This is a genomic window from Methylobacterium sp. P3_A11 (assembly GCF_056403155.1).
This window is the reverse complement of sequence record NZ_JBFUGA010000101.1, coordinates 1-20,283: the sequence shown is the minus strand read 5'-3', so window position 1 is coordinate 20,283 and position 20,283 is coordinate 1. Positions and strand designations below refer to the sequence as shown.

Below are 20,283 nucleotides of genomic sequence, written 5' to 3'. Positions count from 1 at the left end.
ACCTACGACGACAAGAGTTCCGCCTCCGACGCGGTCCGCGCCTTCCAGCGGGCGGTCTCGGAGGACAAGGTCAACCTCGTCATCGCCAGCTACATCTCGGAGGTGGTGCTGGCGCTGATGCCCTGGGCGGCCCGGCTCAAGACGCCGATGATCACCCCCGGCGCCGCCTCCAACGAGATCAGCGTCAACGTCCACAAGGACTACGCCCGCAACAAGTACACCTTCCACGGCTACCTGACCTCGCACGCCCTGGCGCAGGCGGTCTGCGACTCGGCCAAGGAGGTGCTGGTCGGGACGCTCAAGGCCAAGACCGCGGCGATCATGAGCGAGGACGCGGCCTGGACCCGGCCGCTAGACGCCGCCTACGAGGAGTGCCTGCCGAGATCCGGGCTGAAGGTGGTGGAGCATGTCCGCTTCTCGCCGGACACGGGCGACTTCACGCCGATCTACAACAAGATCGAAGCGGCCAAGCCCGACCTGATCGTCACCGGCATCGCCCATGTCGGTGTGCAGCCGACGGTGCAGTGGCAGAACCAGCAGGTGCCGATCGCCATGACCGGCATCAGCGGCCAAGCCACCTCCTCGACCTTCTGGGCCAACACCAACGGCGGCACGCAGGGCGTGCTGTTCGACAGCGTGGCGCTGCCGGGCGTGGCGCTCACCGAGAAGACGATCCCGTTCGCCGACGCCTTCACCAAGCGCTTCGGCGGCGCGCCTTCCTACGCGGGCTACATGGCGTACGACGCCGTCTACTACACCGCGGAGGCGATCAAGCGGGCCGGCTCCACGGAGGCCGACAAGCTCGTCGATGCCCTGGAGAAGACCGACTGGGTCGGCACCGTCGGGCACCTGAAGTTCTACGGCAAGGACGAGCCGTTCACCCACTCGATCCAGTACGGCCCCGGCCTGATGACCAGCGTGCTCGGGCAGTGGCAGAACGGCAAGCAGGTGGCGATCTGGCCGGCGGCGACGGCGAACGGGACCATGGTCCTGCCGCCCGCGGTCAAGCCGGCCGTGCAGTAGGCCGGGGCGGGCAGCGCGGTGATCGGCCTCCAGATTCTCGTCGACGGCTTCGCCATCTCGGCCCTCTATGCGCTCGGCGCGATGGGCTTCACCCTGATCTTTGGGGTCTCGGGCGTCCTCAACCTCACGCACGGGGCGCTGATGGTCATGGCCGCGGTGGCGGCCTGGGCGGCCTCCGCGCTGTTCGGACTCGGCTCCTATGCGGGGGCGGTGATCGGCGTGCTGTGCGGGCTCGTCGGCGCCCTGGTCACCTACTTCGCCATCGTCGCGCCGATCGAGCGCAGCAAGGCGATCCCCAGGGAGGAGAAGGAGATCTTCGTGCTCACCGGCACGCTGCTCTGGGGCATCATGATCCAGGAGCTGGTGGCCTACTTCTTCACCGACAATCCCAAGACGGTCTTGCCGATCGTCGAGGGGGTGATCGAGATCGCCGGGGTGCGAACGCCGAAGAACGAGATTTTCACGGCGGTGATCTGCTGGGTGGTGATCGCCCTGCTGTGGCTGTTCGTGAACCGGGCGCGGGCCGGCAAGGTCCTGCTCGCCGCCTCCATGAACCCGCGGGGCGTGACGCTGCTCGGCCACGACATGGGGAAGATCTACGTGGCGGTCTGGGCGATCTACGGGCTGCTCGCCGGCATCGCCGGGGTGCTGCTCGGGATGTTCCTGGGCGTCTCCTCGTACTCGGTGGGGCCGCTCACCGCGAGCGCCTTCTCGATCGTGGTGCTGGGGGGCCTGGGGTCGGTCACTGGCTCGCTGATCGCCGCCTACGTGGTCGGCTACCTCGAGACCGCCACCGCCTACCTGATCTCGCCCGCCTACCGGGTGATTCCGGCGCTGCTGCTGCTGGTCGCGGTCATGTACCTGCGCCCGCAGGGCCTGCTTGGGCGGCGGTGATGCGCGGGCTCGGCATCCAAGTGACCCCTGGTCGCGCGACCTGCCCCCTCTCCCGCTCGGGAGAGGGTTGGGGTGWGGGATGCGCCCACTCCGGATCGTACTCGACCCTCACCCTGTCTCTCTCCCGCTCGGGAGAGGGGACCCCCGCCTTGTCCGTACCGCACCGGGCAATCGGATTCGTAATGGTCGATCCTGGTCTGGCTCATCCATGAAGCTCCTCACCACCCCCGGCTTATGGATCGCGATCCTCGCCGTCCTGGCCGCCGCCACCCTGCCCTGGTGGGTCTCCGGCTACATCCTCGGCCTCCTGACCATCGCCTACTATTTCGGCGTGTTCGCGATGGCCTGGGACCTGCTCTTCGGCTTCGCCGGCGAGGTGAATTTCGGCCCGACCTTCCTGATCGGCCTCGGGGCCTACGGCGCCGGCATCCTCAACAACCGCTACGAACTGCCGATCCCCTGGTGCCTCGCGGCCGGCACCTTGCTCGCCGTCGTCGGCGGCCTCGCCCTGGCGCTGCCGGCGCTCAAGGTCCGTGGCCCCTATTTCGGCCTGATCACCCTGGTGGCGGTTCTGCTCCTGCAGAACATGATCGTGGTCTTCTCCGGCCTCACCGGCGGCGAAATCGGCCTGACCGTGCCCGACGTCATCTCCATCGACGCCGACACCAACTACTGGCTGGCGCTCGGCTTCATGGCGGTCTCCGGCCTGATCCTCACCGCCATCGCCCGCTCGCCCGCGGGGCTGATCCTCCAGGCCGCCGGCCAGGACCCGGTGGTGACCGGGGCGCTCGGCTTCAACGTCGCCAAGCACAAGCTCGCGGCCTTCGCGGTCAGCGCCGCCTTCTCGGGCCTCGCGGGCGGGCTGGTGGTCTTCTACATGGGCACCGCCTCGGTCGGCACGCTGATCGACACGGCGGTGGGCGTGCAGGTGATCATCGCGGCGGTGCTCGGCGGCCGGCGCACCATCGTGGGCGCGGCTCTGGGCGCCRTGTTCCTGATCGCGGCGGGCGAATTGCTGCGGCCGCTCGGGGTGCTTTCGACCTTCGTGGTCTCCGCGGTGGCGCTCCTCGTGATCCTGTTCGTGCCGTCGGGGCTGCTTGGCCTCGCATCCCTCCGGAGAGCGCGATGACCGTCGCCGTGCGGCCCGCGCCGCTGCAGCCCGTCGCCCCCGCCGTGACCGCCGAACCCTGCCTCACCGTGCGCGGCCTGACCAAGCGGTTCGGCGGCCTCGTCGCCGTCAAGGACATCGACCTCGACCTGCGGCCCGGGGAGATCCTCGGGCTGATCGGCCCGAACGGGTCGGGCAAGTCCACCGTGATGAAGCTGATCATGGGCCTGGAGCGCCCGAGCGCCGGCTCGATCCGCCTCGACGGCACCGAGATCGGCGGGATGCCGGCCCACCGGGTGGCGCGCTCCGGGATCGGCCTCGTGTTCCAGCACGCCCGCCCGCTTCAGCGGCAGACGGTGCTGGAGAACATCAGCCTCGCGCTCCTGCCCGACAGCCTGATCCGGCTGGCCGCCGACCCGCACGTGGCCAAGCGCGCGCGCGAGATCGCCGAGCGCGTCGGCCTCGGCGCCGTGGCCGACCGGCGCCCCGGAACCCTGCCCTTCGCGGACCTGCGCCGGCTGGAGCTCGCCAAGGCCATCGCCCGCGATCCGCGGGTCGTGCTGGTCGACGAGCCCTTCGCGGGCCTGACCGGCGGCGAGGTCGCGGCCTTCTCGGAGCTGATCCGCGGCTTCCGCGACGAGGGCAAGGCCGTGCTCCTCGTCGACCACAATGTGAAGAGCGTCTCGGCCCTCGTGGACCGGGTCTTCGCCATGTATCTCGGCGAGCGCATCGCCGAGGGCTCGGCCGAGTCGGTGATGGCCGACCCGACCGTGCGCCGGGTCTATCTCGGCGGCAGCATCGAGACGGCGGCCCGGCCCGAGGCTGCGTTCAAGCCCGACTCGCTGTTGACCGTCGAGAACGTCGACGTGCTCTACGGCAAGGCTCAGGCTCTGCGCTCCGCCGCGATCCACGTCCACGAGGGCGAGTTCGTCTCGGTGGTCGGCCTGAACGGGGCCGGCAAGACCACCCTGTTCAACGCGATCTCGGGCCTCGTCCCGCATACCGGCACGATCCGGTTTGACGGCCAGGATCTCTCGCGGATGAAGCCCGCCGCCATCGCCCGGGCCGGCATCGTCCAGGTGCCCGAGACCCGCGAGCTGTTCGGCGACCTCAGCGTGCGCGAGAACCTCGACCTCGGCGGCCAGCATTTCCCGAAGGCCGAGAGCGCCAAGCAGCGCGACTGGCTCTACGAGCTGTTCCCGATCCTCAAGGCCCGCGAGGGCCAGACCGCCCGCACCCTGTCGGGGGGCGAGCAGCAGATGCTGACCATCGCCCGGGCGCTGATGATGCGCCCGCGCCTCCTGATCCTCGACGAGCCGACGCTCGGCCTCGCCCCGGTGATCCTGGAGCTGCTGTCGAAGGCGCTGGAGAAGCTGCGGCAGACCACGCCGATCACGGTCCTGCTCGGCGAGCAGAACGTCACCTTCGCGCTCCCCCACGCCGACCGGGTCTACGTGCTGGAACAGGCCCGGATCGTGTGGGAAGGACCGCCGCAGCGTTTCGCCAGCGAGATGGGATCGGCCTATCTGTGAGGGGCGCATCCAGAGCCGCGGCAACCCCCTCCCCCCTCTGGGAGGGAGGGTGGCCCCCGGGAGGGGGTCGGGAGAGGGGCAGCGCGACGGTGCAGGACCGGGCTGCTGCGGCCGTCACGAAGGCTCCGCCCCCTTCGGAAGCGCCGCTCCCCTCTCCCGACTCCTGCTGACGCAGGGGCCACCCTCGCCCGCAGAGGAGGAGGGAGAGACGCGGAGCCCGGCTCGCGCAAGCTTGGTGCGCTAACCCATCGGAAAAACCCTAGGGAGCGGACGCCTTGGATTTCAATCTCTCCCAGTCCCAGACGCACTGGCTCGGGCGCGTCCGCGCCTTCATCGCCGCCGAGATCCTGCCTGCCGCCAGCGCGGTCGCGGCGGAGCGCGCCGAGAGTTCCGCCCCCTCCCCCACGATGGAGCGGCTCAAGGAGAAGGCGCGGGCCGAGGGCCTCTGGAACCTGTTCCTGCCGCCCTCTCCCGAGCACGACACCGTGGAATACCGCGGCGCCGGCCTGACCAACCTCGACTACGCGCTCTGCGCCGAGGAGATGGGCCGGGTCGGGATCGCCTCGGAATGCTTCAACTGCGCGGCGCCCGACACCGGCAACATGGAGGTGCTGCACCGCTACGGCAGCCCGGCCCAGAAGGAGACGTGGCTGCGGCCGCTCATGGCGGGCGCGATCCGCTCGGCCTTCCTGATGACCGAGCCGGAGGTCGCCTGCTCGGACGCCACCAACATTAGCACGTCGATCCGCCGCGACGGCGACCACTACGTCGTCGACGGCCGCAAGTGGTGGTCGACCGGCGTCGGCGACCCGCGCTGCCGGATCGCGATCCTGATGGGCAAGACCGATCCGGAGGCGCCCCGCCACCGGCAGCAATCGCAGATTCTGGTGCCCATGGACACGCCGGGCGTGCGCGTCGCGCGCCTGCTGCCGGTCTTCGGCTACGAGGACGCCCCCAAGGGCCACGGCGAGGTGGTCCTGGAGAATGTCCGAGTGCCGGCCGGGAACCTGATCCTCGGCGAGGGCCGCGGCTTCGAGATCGCGCAGGGCCGGCTCGGACCGGGCCGCATCCACCATTGCATGCGCACCATCGGGGCCGCGGAGGTGGCGCTGGAGGCCATGGCGCGCCGCCTTGTCTCCCGGGTCGCCTTCGGCAAGCGGATCAGCGAGCAATCGGTCTGGGAGCAGCGGGTCGCGGAGGCGCGGATCGACATCGAGATGACCCGCCTCCTCTGCCTGAAGGCCGCCGACATGATGGACAAGGTCGGCGCCAAGGGCGCCAAGCTCGAGATCGCCATGATCAAGGTCGCGGCGCCGCGGGTGGCGCTGAAGGTGATCGACGACGCGATCCAGGCCCATGGCGGGGCCGGGGTCTCGGAGGATTTCGGGCTCGCCAGGATGTACGCGCATATTCGCACCCTGCGGCTCGCCGACGGACCCGACGAGGTCCATAACCGCTCGATCGCCCGGCTGGAATTCGGGCGCTACACCAATGCCCGCGAGGGCGCATGAGCGACGCGGATGTCTTCTCCGGCCTGAAGCCGGTCGAGCCGCGCCACCGGATCGACGAGGCGAAACTCGCCGCCTGGATGGAGGGGCAGATCCGCGGCTACGTCGGCCCGCTCACGGTGCAGCAGTTCCGCGGCGGCCAGTCGAACCCGACCTACCGGCTCGACACGCCGGGCCAGGCCTACGTGCTGCGGCGAAAGCCCTTCGGGCCGCTGCTGCCCTCCGCGCACGCGGTGGAGCGCGAGTTCCGGGTGATCGGCGCCCTCTACGGCGAGGGGTTCCCGGTGCCGCGCCCCTTCGCGCTGTGCGAGGATCCGGACGTCATCGGCGCGGCCTTCTACGTGATGGAGGCGGTGGACGGCGCCGTGCACTGGGACGGCGCCCTGCCGGGCCTCGACCGCCACGCCCGCCACCGCCACTATGCCGGCATGATCGCCACGCTGGCGCGCCTCCACGCCATCGACCCGGAGGCGGCGGGGCTCGCCGATTACGGACGGCCCGGCAACTATTTCGCCCGGCAGGTCGACCGCTGGACCCGCCAGTACCGCGCCGCCGAGGACGGGCGCCTGGAGGATGTCGAGCGGCTGATCGCGTGGCTGCCCAAGACCGTGCCCGAGCAGCAGGGCGCCGCCATCGTCCACGGCGACTACCGCCTCGACAACCTGATCTTCTCCCGCGACGGCGGCGTCGGCGCCGTCCTCGACTGGGAATTGTCGACGCTCGGCGACCCGCTCGCCGATTTCAGCTACCTGCTGATGCAGTGGGAACTGCCGGCCGACGGGCGCAGCGGGCTCGGCGGCCTCGACCTTCAGGCGCTCGGCATCCCCACCCGGGACGAGGCGGTGGCGCTCTACTGCCGGGCCGCGGACCGGACGTCCCTGCCCGATCTCGACTGGTACTTCGCCTACAACCTGTTCCGGCTGGTCGGCATCCTCCAGGGCGTGGCGGCCCGCGCCAAGGCCGGCAACGCCGCGAGCGAGCACGCCGCCGCCATGGCGGCCCGGGTGCCGAAGCTCGCCGCCGCGGCCTGGTCCTTCGCCGAGCGGGCGGGGGCGTGAGCATGGATCCCGCCGTGGACCTCGCCGGCCGCGTCGTCGCCGTCACGGGGGCCGCACGGGGCATCGGCCAAGCCCTCGCCGGGGCCGCGCGGGCGCGCGGCGCGACGATCGTGGCCCTCGACCGGGACGGCACCGGGGCGGAGGCCGTAGCCGCCCGGCTCGGCGGACAGGCCTATGCCCTCGACGTGGGCGATGCGGAGGCTGTCGCCGCCGTTCTCGCGCGGATCGAGCGCGAGATCGGTCCCATCGCCCTCTACTGCTCCAATGCCGGCATCCTGGAGCGCGATCCCGATCCGGACCTCGCCACCTCGGCGGATCCGGAGAGCTGGGCGCGGTCCTGGGCGGCCAACGTCATGGGCCATGTCCACGCGGCGCGGGTTCTGGTCCCGCTCTGGCGCGGACGGGGCGGGGGCGCGTTCCTCGGCACGGTCTCGGCGGCGGGGCTGCTCAGCCAGATCGGCAGCGCCACGTACGCGGCCACCAAGCACGCGGCGCTGGCCTTCCTGGAGCACCTCGCCATCGCCCATGCCGAGGACGGGATCCGGGTCGCCGCCCTCTGCCCGCAGGGCGTCGACACCGCCATGCTGGGGACGGCCAGCGCCGCCGCCCGCGACGGCGTGCTGGCGCCGGAGTCGGTGGCCGAGGCCGCCCTCGACGGCTTGGCGGCGGGGCGCTTCCTGATCCTGCCGCACCCGCAGGTGGCCGAATACGCCCGCCGCCGGGCCGAGGATCCCGACCGCTGGCTCGCCGGTATGGCGCGCCTGCGCCGGTCGATGCGGGCGGGGGACTGACGATGGGCGACGTCCGGCAACACCCTCGGCGGCCGGATGGAACGCGGGTCCCCTCTCCCGCACGGGAGAGGGGGCCGGTCGCGGACTTCAGGGGCCGATGCGCGCGCACCGGAGCCATGGAGATGGCGACGGTGCCTGTGCGCCGCGCCAACAAGAGCAGAGCTGTGCCATGTCCCTGTTCGATCTGACCGGCAAGGTCGCCCTCGTCACCGGCTCCTCCCGGGGCATCGGCCGGGCGATCGCCCTGCGGATGGCCGAGCACGGCGCCCGGGTGGTGATCTCCTCGCGCAAGCGCGAGGCCTGCGCGGCGGTGGTCGCCGAGGTCGAGGCCGCCCACGGGGCCGGCCGCGCCGTGGCGATCCCGGCGAGCATCTCGGTGAAGGCGGAGCTGGAGGCCCTCGTTGCCGAGACGGAAAGGCAGCTCGGTCCCGTGGACGTCCTGGTCTGCAACGCCGCCAGCAACCCCTATTACGGCCCCCTCGCCGACATCTCGGACGCCCAGTTCCGGAAGATCCTGGACAACAACGTCCTGTCGAACCACTGGCTGATCCAGATGGTCGCCCCCGGCATGGTCGCGCGGCGAGACGGGGCGATCGTCATCGTCTCCTCGATCGGGGCGCTCAAGGGCTCGCCGGTGATCGGCGCCTACAACGTCTCCAAGGCCGCCGACCTCCAGCTCGCCCGCAACTACGCGGTGGAATACGGACCCGCCAATGTCCGGGTGAACTGCCTCTGCCCGGGGCTGATCCGCACCGATTTCGCCCGCGCCCTGTGGGAGGATCCCGAGATGCTGGCCTCCACCACGGCCGCCGCCCCCCTGCGCCGGATCGGCGAGCCCGACGAGATCGCGGGGGCCGCCGTGTTCCTCACCTCCCCGGCGGGCCGGTTCGTCACCGGCCAGGCGCTGGTCGTCGACGGCGGGGTGACGATCGCCCGATGAGCCCCGATCCCCGCATTCCCGCCGGCTGGCCGGCCCTGCCCTTCCGCGACGCCGAGGCGCGGCTCACCGGCCGGGGCGCGCCCTTCGAGATCGCCACGGTCGCGATCCGGGGCGTGCCGACCCGGATCTGGGTGAAGGCCCCGCCGACCCTGCGCGACCTGTTCCGGATCGCCCAGGGGCACGGAGACCGGACCTTCGTGGTCTACCGCGACGAGCGCGTCACCTTCACGGGGTTTTCCCGCGCGGCGATCGCCCTGGCGCGGGCGCTCGCGGCGGCCGGAATCCGGAAGGGCGACCGCGTCGCCATCGCGATGCGCAACCTGCCCGAATGGCCGGTGAGCTACTTCGGCGCCCTGCTCGCCGGCGCGATCGCGACGCCGCTCAACGCGTGGTGGACCGGTCCGGAACTCGCCTACGGGCTCCGGCATTCCGGGGCGCGGGTGCTGATCGCCGACGGCGAGCGCTTCGCCCGGATCGCTCCGCACCTCGCCGAAGGCCCGGCCCCGGAACGGATCTTCACCACCCGGATGGAGCCCGATCCCCGGACGGTCCCGCTCTCCGACATCGTCGGCCCGGTGCAGGACTGGGCGAACCTGCCCGACGGAGCCCTGCCCGACATCGCCCTCGATCCCGAGGACGACGCGACCCTGTTCTACACCTCGGGCACCACCGGCCATCCGAAGGGTGCGGTCGGCACCCACCGGGCGGCCGCCACCACGGTGATGGCCTATCCATACTCGGCGGCGCGCAGCGCCCTGCGCCGGGGCGAGAGCCCGCCCAAGCCCGACCCGTCCGCGCCGCAGCGGGCGGCGCTGCTGGTGATCCCGCTGTTCCACGTCACCGGCTGCCACGCGAGCCTCGGGGCGGCGCTCTACGGCGGCCACCGGCTGGTGATGATGCACCGCTGGGACGCGCACGCGGCCCTCGACCTGATCGAGGCCGAGGGCTGCACCAGCGCGGGCGGGGTGCCGACCATCGCGTGGCAGCTCGCCACGGCCGCCCGGGAGGCCGGCCGGCCGCTGCCGACCCTTGAGGGCGTCACCTATGGCGGTGCGCCGGCCGCCGGCGACCTCGTGCGGGCGCTGGGCGAGGCCCTGCCCCGGGTCGTCCCCGGGACCGGCTGGGGCATGACCGAGACCTCGGCGACCTTCACCCATCACCAGGGCGAGGATTACCTCGCCCATCCCGATTCCTGCGGGCCGCCCCTGCCGGTCTGCGAGGTGCGGATCGTCGATCCCCTCGGGGACGACCTGCCGCCGGGCTGCGTCGGCGAACTCTGCGTGAAGGGGCCGAACGTCGTCCGCGGCTACTGGGAGGACCCGAAGGCCACCGCCGAGACGTTCTCGGAGGGCTGGCTGCGCACCGGCGACCTCGCCCGCGTCGACGCGGAGGGCTTCCTGACCATCGTCGACCGGATCAAGGACATGCTGATCCGCGGCGGCGAGAACATTTATTGCTGCGAGGTCGAGAACGCCCTCTTCGCCCATCCGGACGTGATCGACGCCGTGGTGCTGCCGGTGCCCCATCCGACCCTCGGGGAGGAGCCGGGTGCCATCGTGACGCTGGCGGAGGGGGCGAGCACCGGCGCCGCGGAGATCCGCGCCTTCGCGGCCGAGCGGCTCGCGGCGTTCAAGGTGCCGGTGCGGATCGTGATCTGGGACGGGCTGCTGCCGCGCAACCCGGCCGGGAAGATCCTGCGGGCGCCCCTGCGGACGGTGTTCGCGGAGGCCTCAGCTCAGAACGGCTCGCCCCCGTCGTCGGGCCGGTAGACCCGCAGGGTCCGGCCGTCCGGGAACTGCACCGTCCGGCGGTGGACCACGAGGTAGCCGGCGGCCTGTGCGCTGCTCAGGCGGTCGAGGCGATCATCGGCATAGCCGGGCGCCTCGCCATAGCCCGGCCCATAGCCGTAGGCCCGGTAGCGGGCGTAGCCCTCCGTGGGCGGCGGGGGCGGTGCGGCGGCGGCGACCTGCGGGGCTCTGCGGATCGTCCGGACCCGCGTCGCTGCGACGCGGGCGCGGCGCGGCGTAGCGGCCATCCGCTTCGCGACCGGTGACCGGCTGCGGGCCACCGTCCGCTCGCGGGCGGGCCGCGCCGCGACGGCCTTCCGCCTGGCCGGCGTCGTCTTGATGTCCGACGATGCGGCGGCGGGGGTCGATACGGCCGGCACCGGTGCGACGGCCTTCCGACCCGCGGCCGGCGCTGTCTCGGCGGCCGGCTTGTGGGCCGGCGGGTCCGTCCAGGTCGTGGCCGCGGGCTCGGCGGAGGCGCCCCCGAGGCCGAGGACCAGGATGAAGGCGGCGAGGCTCGTTCGCGCACCGTACGGCATGGCGCACTCCTGAAATCGCGGCGGTTCGGACGGATCCGCGGGGCGGTGCGACAATAGATCGAACCGCCGCGCAGGGGAATTCCGTCGATCCATTTCCACGAAGATCGCCGAAACACGTTTAATACCGATGACACCCCGATCCCGTCGGACACGGGGCGGTTCGCGGCGACCCGCGGAACCCGCGGCCGCGTGCGCGGTTGGCTGACCATGTCCACCCCTGCCGATGCGTCTTCCGGCCCCCCGCCCGGCCTGCGGGTGAGCGTCGACCTCAACTTGTGCCAGGCCTACGCCCAATGCTGCTATGCGGCGCCACGGCACTTCCGCATCGACGGCCATGAGGCCCTGTTCTACGATCCTGCGCCCGCCGCGCGGGACCGGGACGACATCGAGCGGGCGCGCGTCGCCTGCCCGGTTCAGGCGATCCGGGTCGAGGATCCGGAGCAGGGCGCCTGATGGCGCAGACCTCCGGGCGTGTCCTCGTGGTGGGGGCCGGCCTCGCGGCCCTGCGCGGCGCCGAGGCTATGCGGGCGGCGGGGTTCGCCGGCCCGCTCACGATCGTCGGCGACGAGCCTTGTCGCCCCTATGACCGGCCGCCCCTCTCGAAGCACGTCCTGACCGGGGCCATCCCGGCGGACGCCACGACCCTGCCGGGCAGCCGCAGCCTCGCCGCGGACTGGCATCTCGGCAACCCGGCCGTCGGCCTCGACCGGGAGGCCTGCACCGTCCGTCTCGCGGACGGGCGCGTCCTGCCCTACGACCGCCTACTCATCGCCACCGGCACCCGTGCCCGTCCCTGGCCGAACCCGCACGAGGGCCGGCTTGCCGGCGTCTTCACCCTGCGCGGGCGGGACGACGCCGCCGCCCTGCGGCGCGCCCTCGCCGCCGGCCCGAAGCGCGTGCTGGTGATCGGCGCCGGCTTCATCGGTTGCGAGGTCGCGAGCCTGTGCCGGCAGCTCGGCCTGCCCGTCACCCTCGTGGAGCCCGGCCCGACGCCGTTGGCCCGCATCCTCGGCGCCGCCGTCGGGGCCTTCATCGGCGCTATCCACGCCGGGCGCGGCGTCGAGCTGCGCTCCGGCAGCGAGGTCGAGTGGCTGGAGGACGCGGGGGGCCGACTGGTGCGCGCGCACCTCGTCGACGGCGGCCGCATCGAGGCCGACGTCGCCGTGATCGCCCTCGGCGCCGTGCGCAACACCGAGTGGCTCGACGGGGCCGGCCTCTCGGCGGATCCGGGCGGCGTCGATTGCGACGGGGACGGCCACGTCCTCGATACCGATGGACGACCCGACCGGCGCATCGCCGCGGCCGGGGACGTCGCGCGGTTTCCGCACCCGCTCTACGGCGGCCGGCGCGTCGCCCTGGAGCACTGGAGCCACGCGGTGGCGCAGGGCGTCCATGCGGGCCGGCTGCTCGCCGGAGCGCCGACCGGGGTGCCCTACGGCGCCCTGCCGACCTTCTGGTCGACGCAGGGCGACCTGGTGGTGAAGTCCGCCGGCCTGACCGAGGGCGCCGACGCGGTGGCCGTCACGCAGGGCGATCCGGCGTCCGGCCGCTTCGTCGCGGTCTATGGCCGTGCGGGCCGCTGCATCGCGGCGGTGTCGGTGGATTCGGCCCGCTGGCTGCCGGCCCATGCCGAGCTGGTCGCCGCAGGGGCACCGTTTCCCCCGCGGGACGCCGCGACCGACCGGCCGAAGGACATCGCGGTCCTCGAGCCGGGCTTCTTCTGAGGAGACCCATGCCCGACGCCAGCCTCCTCGATCAGGTCAAGGATTTCGCCAACCGCGCGAATCCATATCCCGTCTACGCGAAGCTGCGGGAGCACCCCGTCTCCCGCCAGGACGACGGCACCGCGGACGGCACCTGGGTGGCGGCGACCTACGGCACCATCGCGAGCCTCCTGCAGGACCCGCGGGTCAGCTCCGAGACCCTGCCGCCGGCCGACCGGCCGCGCACCGGCAATCCCCTCACCGACCTGATCGTGAAGCCCCTCAAGGACTGGATGATGGACCGGCACCGGGTCTTCATCTTCCGCGACCCGCCGGACCACGACGCCCTGCGCTCGGCGGTGATGCACCAGTTCAGCCACGCGCGCGTCCAAACGATGCGCGCGCGCTCCGAGCGGCTGGTGGCCGATCTACTGAATGAGAAGTGCGGCGCCCGGGAGATCGACGCGGTCGACGACCTCGCCTACCCGCTGCCCGTGACGGTGATCTGCGAATTGTTCGGCGTGCCCCGGGAGGACGAGGCGAAGTTCCACGGCTGGGCGACGCAGCTCGCTACCGCCCTCGAACCCGACAGCCTGTCCGACCCCGAGATCCGTGCCGAGAACAGCCGGACCTTCGACGCGATCGGGGGCTACATGGGCGACCTGATCAAGGAGAAGCGCAGGCACCCGCAGGACGACATGCTCTCGGGGCTTGCCAACCACGCCACCCCGGCGGGCGTGAAGATGGGCGATTACGACCTCATCGCCACGTCGATCCTGATGCTCGTGGCCGGGCACGAGACCACCGTGAACCTGATCACCAACGGTCTGCTGACCCTGCTCCGGCATCCCGACGAGCTGGAGCGCCTGCGCCGGGATCCACTCCGAGCCCCACGGCTGATCGAGGAGCTGCTGCGCTACGAGCCGCCGGTGCAGTTCCGGACCCGCCGGACGCTCTCGGCCATCGACATCGCGGGCGTGACGATCCCGGCGGGCGCCGACCTCGTCCTGCTGCTGGCCGCCGGAAACCGCGACGCGGCCGTCTTCCCGGATCCCGACCGGTTCGACCCGGACCGTGCCGGCATCCGCCATCTCGGCTTCGGCGGCAGCCTGCATTACTGCGTCGGCGCGCCGCTCGCCCGGTTCGAGGCCGAGGCGGCGCTGACCGCCCTGGCGTCTCGGCTGAAGGCGCCGCGCCTGATCGAGGACCCGCCGCCCTACCGGCCGGGGGCGGCCCTGCGCGGGCCGGAGCACCTGCGGGTGGCGATCGACGGGATCGCCTGACCCGCGGCCGGCCGTCGCCGGAGGTCGGCGGCCCGGGGCGAGGCTCAGGCCGCTTTGACCGCGGCGAGGAACGTCGTCACCTCCTGGCCGAGGCTCGTGGAGTACCGGGCCAGCTCCTGGGCGGCGGTCAGGACCTGACTGGAGGCCGCTCCCGTCTCGCCGGCGGCCTTGCGCACGTCGGCGATGTCGTGGCTGACCGCCTGCGTCCCCTCCGCGGCCTGCGTGACGTTCCGGACGATCTCGTCCGTCGCCGCGCCCTGCTCCTCCATGGCGGCGGCCACGCTGAGCGCCACCGTGCGCATCTCGTCGATCGCCCCCCCGATCGTCCGCATCGCCTCGGCGGCCTGCCGCGTCTCGGTCTGGATCGATGCGATTTGCGTGGCGATGGTCTCGGTCGCCCGGGCGGTCTGGGACGCCAGGGCCTTCACCTCGCCGGCGACCACGGCGAAGCCCTTCCCGGCCTCCCCGGCCCGCGCCGCCTCGATGGTGGCGTTGAGCGCCAGCAGGTTGGTCTGTCCGGCGATGCCGGCGATCAGGCCCATCACCTCGCTGATCTGGTCCGTGCCCCGGGACAAGACCTGAATGAGGTCGTTCGTGCGGGCGACGTCGGTGCTGGCCCGGTCGGCCATCGCGGAGGACTGGGCGACGCGGGCCGCGATCTCCTGGATCGAGGCCGACATCTCCTCGCTGGCGGCCGCCACGGTCTGGACGTTGCTCGACGTCTGCTCCGAGGTCGTGCTCACCCGCACGGACTGCTCGCTGGTCCGCGCCGCCGTGCGGGTCATCTCCTGGGCGGTCGCCTCCATCTCCACCGCGGCCGAGGACAGGCCCTGCGTCAGCGCACCGACCTGCGCGTCGAACCGCGCGGTCACCGCATCGAGCATCTGCGCCCGGCGCATCTTCGCCACGCTCTCCGCCGGGGCCGCCGCATCGGCCGCGCGCTTGGCGATCAGGGCGTCCTTGAAGACCTGGACGGCGCGGGCCATGGCGCCGACCTCGTCGCCGCGCCCCTGATCCGCCACCGGCACGGCGAGGTCGCCATTCGCGAGGCCGCGCATCGCCGCGGTCAGGCGGGTGATCGGGCGGGACAGGCTGTTGCCGATCATCAGGAGCAGCGCCAGGATCGGCAGGGCGAAGCCGGCGGACCAGAGCCCGGCGGTCATCGCCCGGTCGCGCACGGCCGCCTGCACGTCGTCCCGGTACAGGCCCGTGGCGACGATCCAGCCCCAGGGCTTGAACATCTGCACGCTCGCGACCTTCTCCACCGGCACGGTCCCGCCGGCGCGCGGCTTCAGGTAATCGACGAAGCCGGATCCGTCGCGCTTGGCGGTCTCGACCATTTCGGCGAAGTAGCGCTTGCCGCCGGGGACATCGGTCTGGTCCTGCATCGGCTTGCCGACGTTCTTGGCGTTGTAGGCGTTGGCGATCAGCCGGACGTCCGAATCGAGGACGAAGAAGTAGTCCTCGTTGCCGAAGCGCAGGGCGGTGATCGCCGCGAGGGCGGCCTTCTGCGCCGCATCGCGGGTCATCTGGCCGGCATCGGCCTGCGCCGCGTAGTGGACCAGCAGGCTTTGCGCCACCTCGGTGAGGCGCTTCGTCATGAGGGCGGGGTCCTCAAGGGCCGAGGTCCGGGTATCGAGGTAGTTCAGGCCGCTGAGTGCCCCGACGGCCACCACCACCAGGGCCATGACGGCCATGAGCTTGTGGCGCAGGCCGAGGTTCGTGAGGCGGCGCCCCGCCGCGACCGGGTCGACGGCGGGGCGGTGTGTCTGCGTGGGGATCATCCGACCACCGGAAGGCTGGCATCTGCAGCCGGCCGGGCGGGATCGCCGCCGACGCTGCACCGAGCCAGAATCGTGACGGTGCGTTAGAAAATCGCGAACACGTCGATCTGAAGCCGTACATACGGAAGCGAATAGCGCTTCCATGGTTTGGTGCTTCCATCGACTGTATAGATTTACATGGATCAGTTTTGCCGCCGGGCCGGTTGGGCCGGGACTTGTCGCGGCACGGTCTTATCCGGCGACGTCGTAGTGGATCGGCTTGAAGCTGCCGTTGTTCGATTGCAGGGCCGAACAGGCCGTCAGTCCGATGATCAGGTCGGTCTCGGCCACGAACGCGATCCGGTCCCCCGCCCGGCTGAGGGGGGGCGCCACGGTGAGTACTCCGGTCGTGCCGTCGATCGGCACGTTCATGAAGCAGTTGAAGGCCACTGGGATGGCGTCCGGCGCGATGCCGTAGGGGGCGAGCGCCGCGGCGAGATTGCCGAAGCAGCCGTGATGCGGGTTCGCGTCCCCGTAGAGGATGCGGAACGTGTCGGCCGAGCACGGGGTCAGCAGGAAATCGTGCCGCCCCACCGTGTCCTCGACGATCCGCAGCAGGATGTTCGACCGGTTCGAGTAGAGCGGGTCGCCGGTGGTCAGGTAGATCCGGCTCGCATAGTCGAGGGTCCGGCCCGACGAGATCACCTCGCCCGTGTCGTGGCGGTTGTAGGCGACGAGGTCGGCCACCTGCTCGCCGCACGGGTCGATCACCGTGAGGCGCTGGCCCCGGCCGAGGGTGAAGGCGACGCCCGAGCGCGGTTCGATCCGCTGAACGTCCGTTGGGTTCGTCATCGCCGTCCTCGCTCTGCCCCGTCTCTACGCTGAACCGTTGAGTCCGTCTCTGAATCCGGCTCAGGCGCCGGTTCCCGGCAGGGTCGTGTCCAGCAGAAAGCCCGGTGGATGCCAGGTATCGGCCTCGGGGGCCGGATCCGGTCGGCCCTTCATCGGGCAGCGCCACGCGTCATCGACCACGCGGCCGCTGTACTGGCGCGCCTCCGAGGCCTCGCCGTGGCGCGCCAGCATCGGGTTCCGGCTTCCGGCCAGGGCTTCATCGCGCTCCAGGATCGAGGCGCGCAGCTTCTCGTAGCGCCCCTCTGCGCGCAGACGCTCGAACTGGGCGTGCAGGTTGAAGACCAGCACCGGGGACGAGAAGCGCCGTGCCGGCCGGCTGGCCTGCGGATGGAGTCCGACCACGAAGAAGGCCTCACCTCCGAAGCTCAAGGAGAAATGCGGGTTGTCGGGATCGTCCGCCACGCGGGCATCGTGGGGCTGGYCGAGCCAGGCATCCTTGTCGGTCAGGGATTGCGCCCGCGCCCAGAGGGACCGCTCGAAATCCTCCTCCGAAAGGTCACCCGGACCCTCGAACACGACCGCGAAACTCTGGAACAGGTCCGGGTCTTCCCGATACTGGGCCACGAAGGCGAGCAATGCCGGGTAGATCCGCATGTCGTCCCAGCCCGAAGCGATGTCCCGGGCCACCACGATCCGCATCCGTCCGCGGGACAGCGCCGACTTGGCGCCCACGCAGGGGAAGGGCGGGTTCCGGATGAAGGCGCGGAAGGCCTCGGCACGCGGGTGCTCTCGGTCATCGCGGGGAAGCTGCATGGGGATCCTGCCCGTTATCTGTGCGGTCTGCAGCGTCGCGAGGCTGCCGCCTGTCGGGACTCCAGCAACACCATCGGAAGACGGCTGTTCCGTCCTGCGACAGGTCGTCCGGGGATGTCGTGAATTAGACGGTGCAAAACCAAGTTTTTTCCGGGCATCGGCGCAATATTCCGCGCATCAGAGGCCTTGGATCAACATAGGTTAAGACGAGAACGACTCGACCTGCCGGGCGCGGGACAGGGCTCATCTGCTGCCCGCGCCGCCACGACTGGGGACCTATGCGGCGCGGGCGGCGATCAACGCGGCCCGGCCGACCGCGCCCGGCGCCGCCCCGCCGCGGCCGCCCCGAAGGCCTCGAACAGCGCCCGGTTGATCGGGTTGGTCGCCGGATCGTGCTCGGCATGCCATTGGACGCCGAGGGCGAAGCCCGCCGCGTCGCGAATGCGGATCGCCTCGACCGTCTCGTCCTCGGCGACGCCCTCGATCACGATCCGTCCGCCCGGCTCCAGGATTCCCTGGCCGTGGAGGGAGTTCACCCGGATCGTCTCGCGGTCCAGAAGGCGCGCGAAGGCACCGCCCGGCGTGAGGCGGACCTCGTGCCGGTCGGCGAAGATCACCTTGAGGTCCGGGTGGATCTCTCCGTTGGCGAGGCGCGGCATGCGGTGATTGAGCCGGCCCGGCAGATCGCGGATCTCCGGGTGCAGGCTGCCGCCGAAGGCGACGTTCATCTCCTGGAAGCCGCGGCAGATGCCGAACAGCGGCACGCCGCGCGCCACGCAGGCCTCGATCAGCGGCAGCGCCACCGCGTCGCGGGCCTCGTCGTAGGGCTCGTGCGCCGGGCAGGGCGCGGCCTTGAAGCGGGTCGGATGGACGTTGGCGCGGCCGCCGGTGAGCAGGACACCGTCCACGGTCTCCAAGAGGTCGCCGAGGTCGGTCAGCGCCGGGGCGGCGGCGAACATCAACGGCAGGGCGCCGGCCACCGTGGCGACCGCCTGCATGTTGTTCTCGCCGACGATCTGTGCCGGGAACCGATTGTCGATCAGGCGCGCGTTGCCGATGACGCCGATCACGGGTCTCGCCATCGTCCCGGCTGCTCCTCAAGGCTGGATTTCGGACGGGCTCGCACGGCCCGGGGCAGGCTCTACGACCCACGCAAGGCCGGCGCCAGTCCCTCAGGGGGCGTATGGCCGCATCACGGCAGGCCGATGGCCGCCGCCTCCGCGCGGAAGACCTCGGCCACGCGCTCCGGTGCCTCCTCGTGCGCGAGGTGGCCGAGCCCGCGGATCAGGCGGACGCGGGCGTCGGGCAGGCGGTCCCGCAGGGCGAAGGCGGTGTCGGGCAGGATGGCCTTGTCGTCGCCGCCTACGATCAGCAGGGTCCGGGTCTCGAGGCCGGGCAGCGCCCGGTGCAGCCCGGCGAGATCCCAGTTCGCCATCATGCCCAGCGCCCCGCGGACATGGCCGGCCCGGGCGAAGAGCCGCCGATAGAGGTCGACACCCTCCGGGTCGAGGCGCGAGCCGGTCCCCTCGATCAGCCGCTTGGCCGCGGACCGGTCCGTCGTCCAGGCGAAGATCCGGGGCGTGAAGGGGTTGAGGAACAGGAGGCGCGCCATGCTGGGAAACAGCAGGTTGGCCGCCCCCGGCAGTGGCGCCAGGGCGCCGTTGAAGGCCGCCAGCAGCTGGGGCGCGAGGGTGCCGTCGAGGCACATCCGGGCGAGCACGGCCGCGCCGGCCGAGTGGCCCGCCGCCAGGACCGGCGGCCGGTCGAGCGCCGCCACGAGGCCCGCGACGGCCCGGGCCATGCCGGGCAGGGACAGGTCGGCGTCGGGCAGCGGATCCGTGAAGCCGTGGCCCGGCAGATCCGGGGCGATCACGAAGTAGGCTTGGCCGAGCAGCGGCGCCAGCCCGCGCCACGAATGCGTGGCCGCCCCAGTCCCATGCAGGAGCAGCAGCGTCGGGGCCTCCGGGCGCCCGAATTCCTGGAGGTGCCAGCGCAGCCCCGCCGCCTCCACGAAGCGGCTGGCCTCCCGGTGGGGCCAGTCCAGACCCTCCACGGCCCAGTCGGGCCGGTCCGCGTCGAATCCGGTCAGCATGCACGTGTATCCCGCATTGCGGTATGGCCGGACCGCGGAGAGGCGAAGGCGGTGCTATCGTTCATGGCCGGAAGTATTTCGTAACACTGAACAATCCTATGCGGCGACCGCATGCCACCGGTGAGCAGAGGTCGATTGCTGCGGCGCAACAGCAGCGGCATACCACTGGTGAACAAGACCAAGACGCAACCCCCGACTTTGGAGAAGGCCATGATCCTCTTCACCTCCTCGACCCAGAACATCGCCGCCCCGGTCTCCGGCGGCTGGAGCTTCAAGGCCCTCGTCCGCGATATGCTGAACTCCTGGCTGGCCCACCACCAGCGCCTCGCCGACAGCGGCATCGGCGGCGACCTCTGAGGCCTCGTCTCAAGCGGCGGCATCGCGGCGCTCAGAGCGCCGCCCGGACCGCCGCGCTGAGCTGACCGGCCTCGGCCCGCGGCAGCCTCAGGTAGCGGGCGCCCATCGCGTCGGCGACCGCCCGGGCCTCCTCGCCCCGGGTGCCGGTATCGACGACCAGGGCCGGCAGCCCGGCGGCGCGCGCGGCGCGCGCCGCCTGCAGGGCCTCCGTACCCGCCCGGGCGCGGCCCCCCGCCCCCC

The 20,283-nt window shown here is 71.9% G+C and carries 19 protein-coding genes and 1 pseudogene; 13 read left to right on the top strand and 7 right to left on the bottom strand.

Translation table 11 applies throughout. The features are described 5' to 3' along the window. The 9 genes from AC1DXK_RS24650 to AC1DXK_RS24610 all read left to right on the top strand — a co-directional run. Positions 1 to 1,023, top strand: a 1,023-nt coding sequence (locus AC1DXK_RS24650) for an ABC transporter substrate-binding protein (RefSeq protein WP_477299369.1), incomplete at its 5' end; no start/stop codon positions are given. Between the two features lie 18 nt (positions 1,024 to 1,041). Beyond that, on the top strand, positions 1,042 to 1,917 hold the full coding sequence (locus AC1DXK_RS24645) for a branched-chain amino acid ABC transporter permease (RefSeq protein ID WP_457105110.1): 876 nt from the start codon (positions 1,042 to 1,044) through the stop codon (positions 1,915 to 1,917). Between the two features lie 208 nt (positions 1,918 to 2,125). Further along, positions 2,126 to 3,046: a branched-chain amino acid ABC transporter permease gene (locus AC1DXK_RS24640; protein WP_477299368.1), complete on the top strand. Its 921-nt coding sequence runs from the start codon at positions 2,126 to 2,128 to the stop codon at positions 3,044 to 3,046. Beyond that, on the top strand, positions 3,043 to 4,557 hold the full coding sequence (locus AC1DXK_RS24635) for an ATP-binding cassette domain-containing protein (protein WP_457105108.1): 1,515 nt from the start codon (positions 3,043 to 3,045) through the stop codon (positions 4,555 to 4,557). Before AC1DXK_RS24640 ends, AC1DXK_RS24635 begins: the two co-directional genes overlap by 4 nt. A gap of 275 nt (positions 4,558 to 4,832) precedes the next feature. Further along, on the top strand, positions 4,833 to 6,068 hold the full coding sequence (locus AC1DXK_RS24630; protein WP_457105107.1) for an acyl-CoA dehydrogenase family protein: 1,236 nt from the start codon (positions 4,833 to 4,835) through the stop codon (positions 6,066 to 6,068). After that, positions 6,065 to 7,123, top strand: coding sequence for a phosphotransferase family protein (locus tag AC1DXK_RS24625; protein ID WP_457105106.1), 1,059 nt, complete (start codon positions 6,065 to 6,067; stop codon positions 7,121 to 7,123). Before AC1DXK_RS24630 ends, AC1DXK_RS24625 begins: the two co-directional genes overlap by 4 nt. 14 nt (positions 7,124 to 7,137) lie before the next feature. Further along, complete coding sequence (locus AC1DXK_RS24620; RefSeq protein WP_457105197.1) at positions 7,138 to 7,914, top strand: SDR family NAD(P)-dependent oxidoreductase; 777 nt, start codon at positions 7,138 to 7,140, stop codon at positions 7,912 to 7,914. 169 nt (positions 7,915 to 8,083) lie between these two features. After that, complete coding sequence (locus tag AC1DXK_RS24615) at positions 8,084 to 8,854, top strand: SDR family NAD(P)-dependent oxidoreductase (RefSeq protein ID WP_457105105.1); 771 nt, start codon at positions 8,084 to 8,086, stop codon at positions 8,852 to 8,854. After that, the gene (locus tag AC1DXK_RS24610) at positions 8,851 to 10,623 is read left to right on the top strand and encodes a class I adenylate-forming enzyme family protein (RefSeq protein WP_457105104.1); all 1,773 of its coding nucleotides are present in this window, start codon (positions 8,851 to 8,853) and stop codon (positions 10,621 to 10,623) included. Before AC1DXK_RS24615 ends, AC1DXK_RS24610 begins: the two co-directional genes overlap by 4 nt. Here AC1DXK_RS24610 and AC1DXK_RS24605 read toward each other — a convergent pair. Further along, positions 10,590 to 11,180, bottom strand: a complete 591-nt coding sequence (locus AC1DXK_RS24605; RefSeq protein WP_477299367.1) for a hypothetical protein — start codon at positions 11,178 to 11,180, stop codon at positions 10,590 to 10,592. The two genes, AC1DXK_RS24610 and AC1DXK_RS24605, sit on opposite strands and share 34 nt — an antisense overlap. Before the next feature lie 207 nt (positions 11,181 to 11,387). Here AC1DXK_RS24605 and AC1DXK_RS24600 point away from each other — a divergent pair, with 207 nt between their 5' ends. Genes AC1DXK_RS24600 through AC1DXK_RS24590 form a run of 3 tightly spaced genes read left to right on the top strand, consistent with a single transcriptional unit; the run spans position 11,388 to position 14,166 of the window. Further along, entirely contained in the window at positions 11,388 to 11,633 is a 246-nt protein-coding gene (locus tag AC1DXK_RS24600) for a ferredoxin (RefSeq protein WP_457105102.1), read from the top strand. After that, a complete protein-coding gene (locus AC1DXK_RS24595; protein WP_457105101.1) occupies positions 11,633 to 12,904 on the top strand; it encodes an NAD(P)/FAD-dependent oxidoreductase in 1,272 nt (423 codons plus the stop codon). The genes AC1DXK_RS24600 and AC1DXK_RS24595 overlap by 1 nt, the downstream gene beginning before the upstream one ends. An 8-nt stretch (positions 12,905 to 12,912) precedes the next feature. Beyond that, positions 12,913 to 14,166, top strand: coding sequence for a cytochrome P450 (locus tag AC1DXK_RS24590; protein WP_457105100.1), 1,254 nt, complete (start codon positions 12,913 to 12,915; stop codon positions 14,164 to 14,166). A 44-nt stretch (positions 14,167 to 14,210) separates the two neighbouring features. Here the strand turns inward: AC1DXK_RS24590 and AC1DXK_RS24585 are convergent, their stop codons facing one another. From AC1DXK_RS24585 to bchO, 5 genes are all read right to left on the bottom strand, one after another. Beyond that, positions 14,211 to 15,950, bottom strand: coding sequence for a methyl-accepting chemotaxis protein (locus tag AC1DXK_RS24585; protein ID WP_457105099.1), 1,740 nt, complete (start codon positions 15,948 to 15,950; stop codon positions 14,211 to 14,213). Positions 15,951 to 16,181: 231 nt separating this feature from the next. Beyond that, positions 16,182 to 16,781 carry a DUF1989 domain-containing protein gene (locus AC1DXK_RS24580; protein ID WP_457105098.1) on the bottom strand — a complete coding sequence of 200 codons (600 nt, stop codon included), beginning with the start codon at positions 16,779 to 16,781 and terminating at the stop codon, positions 16,182 to 16,184. A gap of 60 nt (positions 16,782 to 16,841) precedes the next feature. Further along, positions 16,842 to 17,594: a guanitoxin biosynthesis heme-dependent pre-guanitoxin N-hydroxylase GntA gene (gene gntA, locus AC1DXK_RS24575; protein WP_477299366.1), complete on the bottom strand. Its 753-nt coding sequence runs from the start codon at positions 17,592 to 17,594 to the stop codon at positions 16,842 to 16,844. Positions 17,595 to 17,890: 296 nt separating this feature from the next. Beyond that, positions 17,891 to 18,676: a gamma-glutamyl-gamma-aminobutyrate hydrolase family protein gene (locus AC1DXK_RS24570; RefSeq protein WP_457105096.1), complete on the bottom strand. Its 786-nt coding sequence runs from the start codon at positions 18,674 to 18,676 to the stop codon at positions 17,891 to 17,893. 110 nt (positions 18,677 to 18,786) lie between these two features. Next, a complete protein-coding gene (gene bchO / locus AC1DXK_RS24565) occupies positions 18,787 to 19,686 on the bottom strand; it encodes an alpha/beta fold hydrolase BchO (protein WP_457105095.1) in 900 nt (299 codons plus the stop codon). 210 nt (positions 19,687 to 19,896) lie between these two features. Between bchO and AC1DXK_RS24560 the strand changes: the two genes are divergently transcribed. Next, entirely contained in the window at positions 19,897 to 20,043 is a 147-nt protein-coding gene (locus AC1DXK_RS24560; protein ID WP_457105094.1) for a hypothetical protein, read from the top strand. 31 nt (positions 20,044 to 20,074) lie between these two features. Here the strand turns inward: AC1DXK_RS24560 and bchD are convergent. Next, positions 20,075 to 20,283: pseudogene (gene bchD / locus AC1DXK_RS24555) on the bottom strand (magnesium chelatase subunit D); the annotation flags it as partial.

Bases quoted from the DNA above. Each gene is read 5' to 3' on its own strand.
- AC1DXK_RS24635 (WP_457105108.1), top strand. From the start codon at position 3,043: ATGACCGTCGCCGTGCGGCCCGCGCCGCTGCAGCCCGTCGCCCCCGCC.
- AC1DXK_RS24625 (WP_457105106.1), top strand. From the start codon at position 6,065: ATGAGCGACGCGGATGTCTTCTCCGGCCTGAAGCCGGTCGAGCCGCGC.
- AC1DXK_RS24615 (WP_457105105.1), top strand. From the start codon at position 8,084: ATGTCCCTGTTCGATCTGACCGGCAAGGTCGCCCTCGTCACCGGCTCC.
- AC1DXK_RS24610 (WP_457105104.1), top strand. From the start codon at position 8,851: ATGAGCCCCGATCCCCGCATTCCCGCCGGCTGGCCGGCCCTGCCCTTC.
- AC1DXK_RS24605 (WP_477299367.1), bottom strand. From the start codon at position 11,180: ATGCCGTACGGTGCGCGAACGAGCCTCGCCGCCTTCATCCTGGTCCTC.
- AC1DXK_RS24600 (WP_457105102.1), top strand. From the start codon at position 11,388: ATGTCCACCCCTGCCGATGCGTCTTCCGGCCCCCCGCCCGGCCTGCGG.
- AC1DXK_RS24595 (WP_457105101.1), top strand. From the start codon at position 11,633: ATGGCGCAGACCTCCGGGCGTGTCCTCGTGGTGGGGGCCGGCCTCGCG.
- AC1DXK_RS24590 (WP_457105100.1), top strand. From the start codon at position 12,913: ATGCCCGACGCCAGCCTCCTCGATCAGGTCAAGGATTTCGCCAACCGC.
- AC1DXK_RS24585 (WP_457105099.1), bottom strand. From the start codon at position 15,950: ATGATCCCCACGCAGACACACCGCCCCGCCGTCGACCCGGTCGCGGCG.
- AC1DXK_RS24580 (WP_457105098.1), bottom strand. From the start codon at position 16,781: ATGACGAACCCAACGGACGTTCAGCGGATCGAACCGCGCTCGGGCGTC.
- AC1DXK_RS24570 (WP_457105096.1), bottom strand. From the start codon at position 18,676: ATGGCGAGACCCGTGATCGGCGTCATCGGCAACGCGCGCCTGATCGAC.
- bchO (WP_457105095.1), bottom strand. From the start codon at position 19,686: ATGCTGACCGGATTCGACGCGGACCGGCCCGACTGGGCCGTGGAGGGT.
- AC1DXK_RS24560 (WP_457105094.1), top strand. From the start codon at position 19,897: ATGATCCTCTTCACCTCCTCGACCCAGAACATCGCCGCCCCGGTCTCC.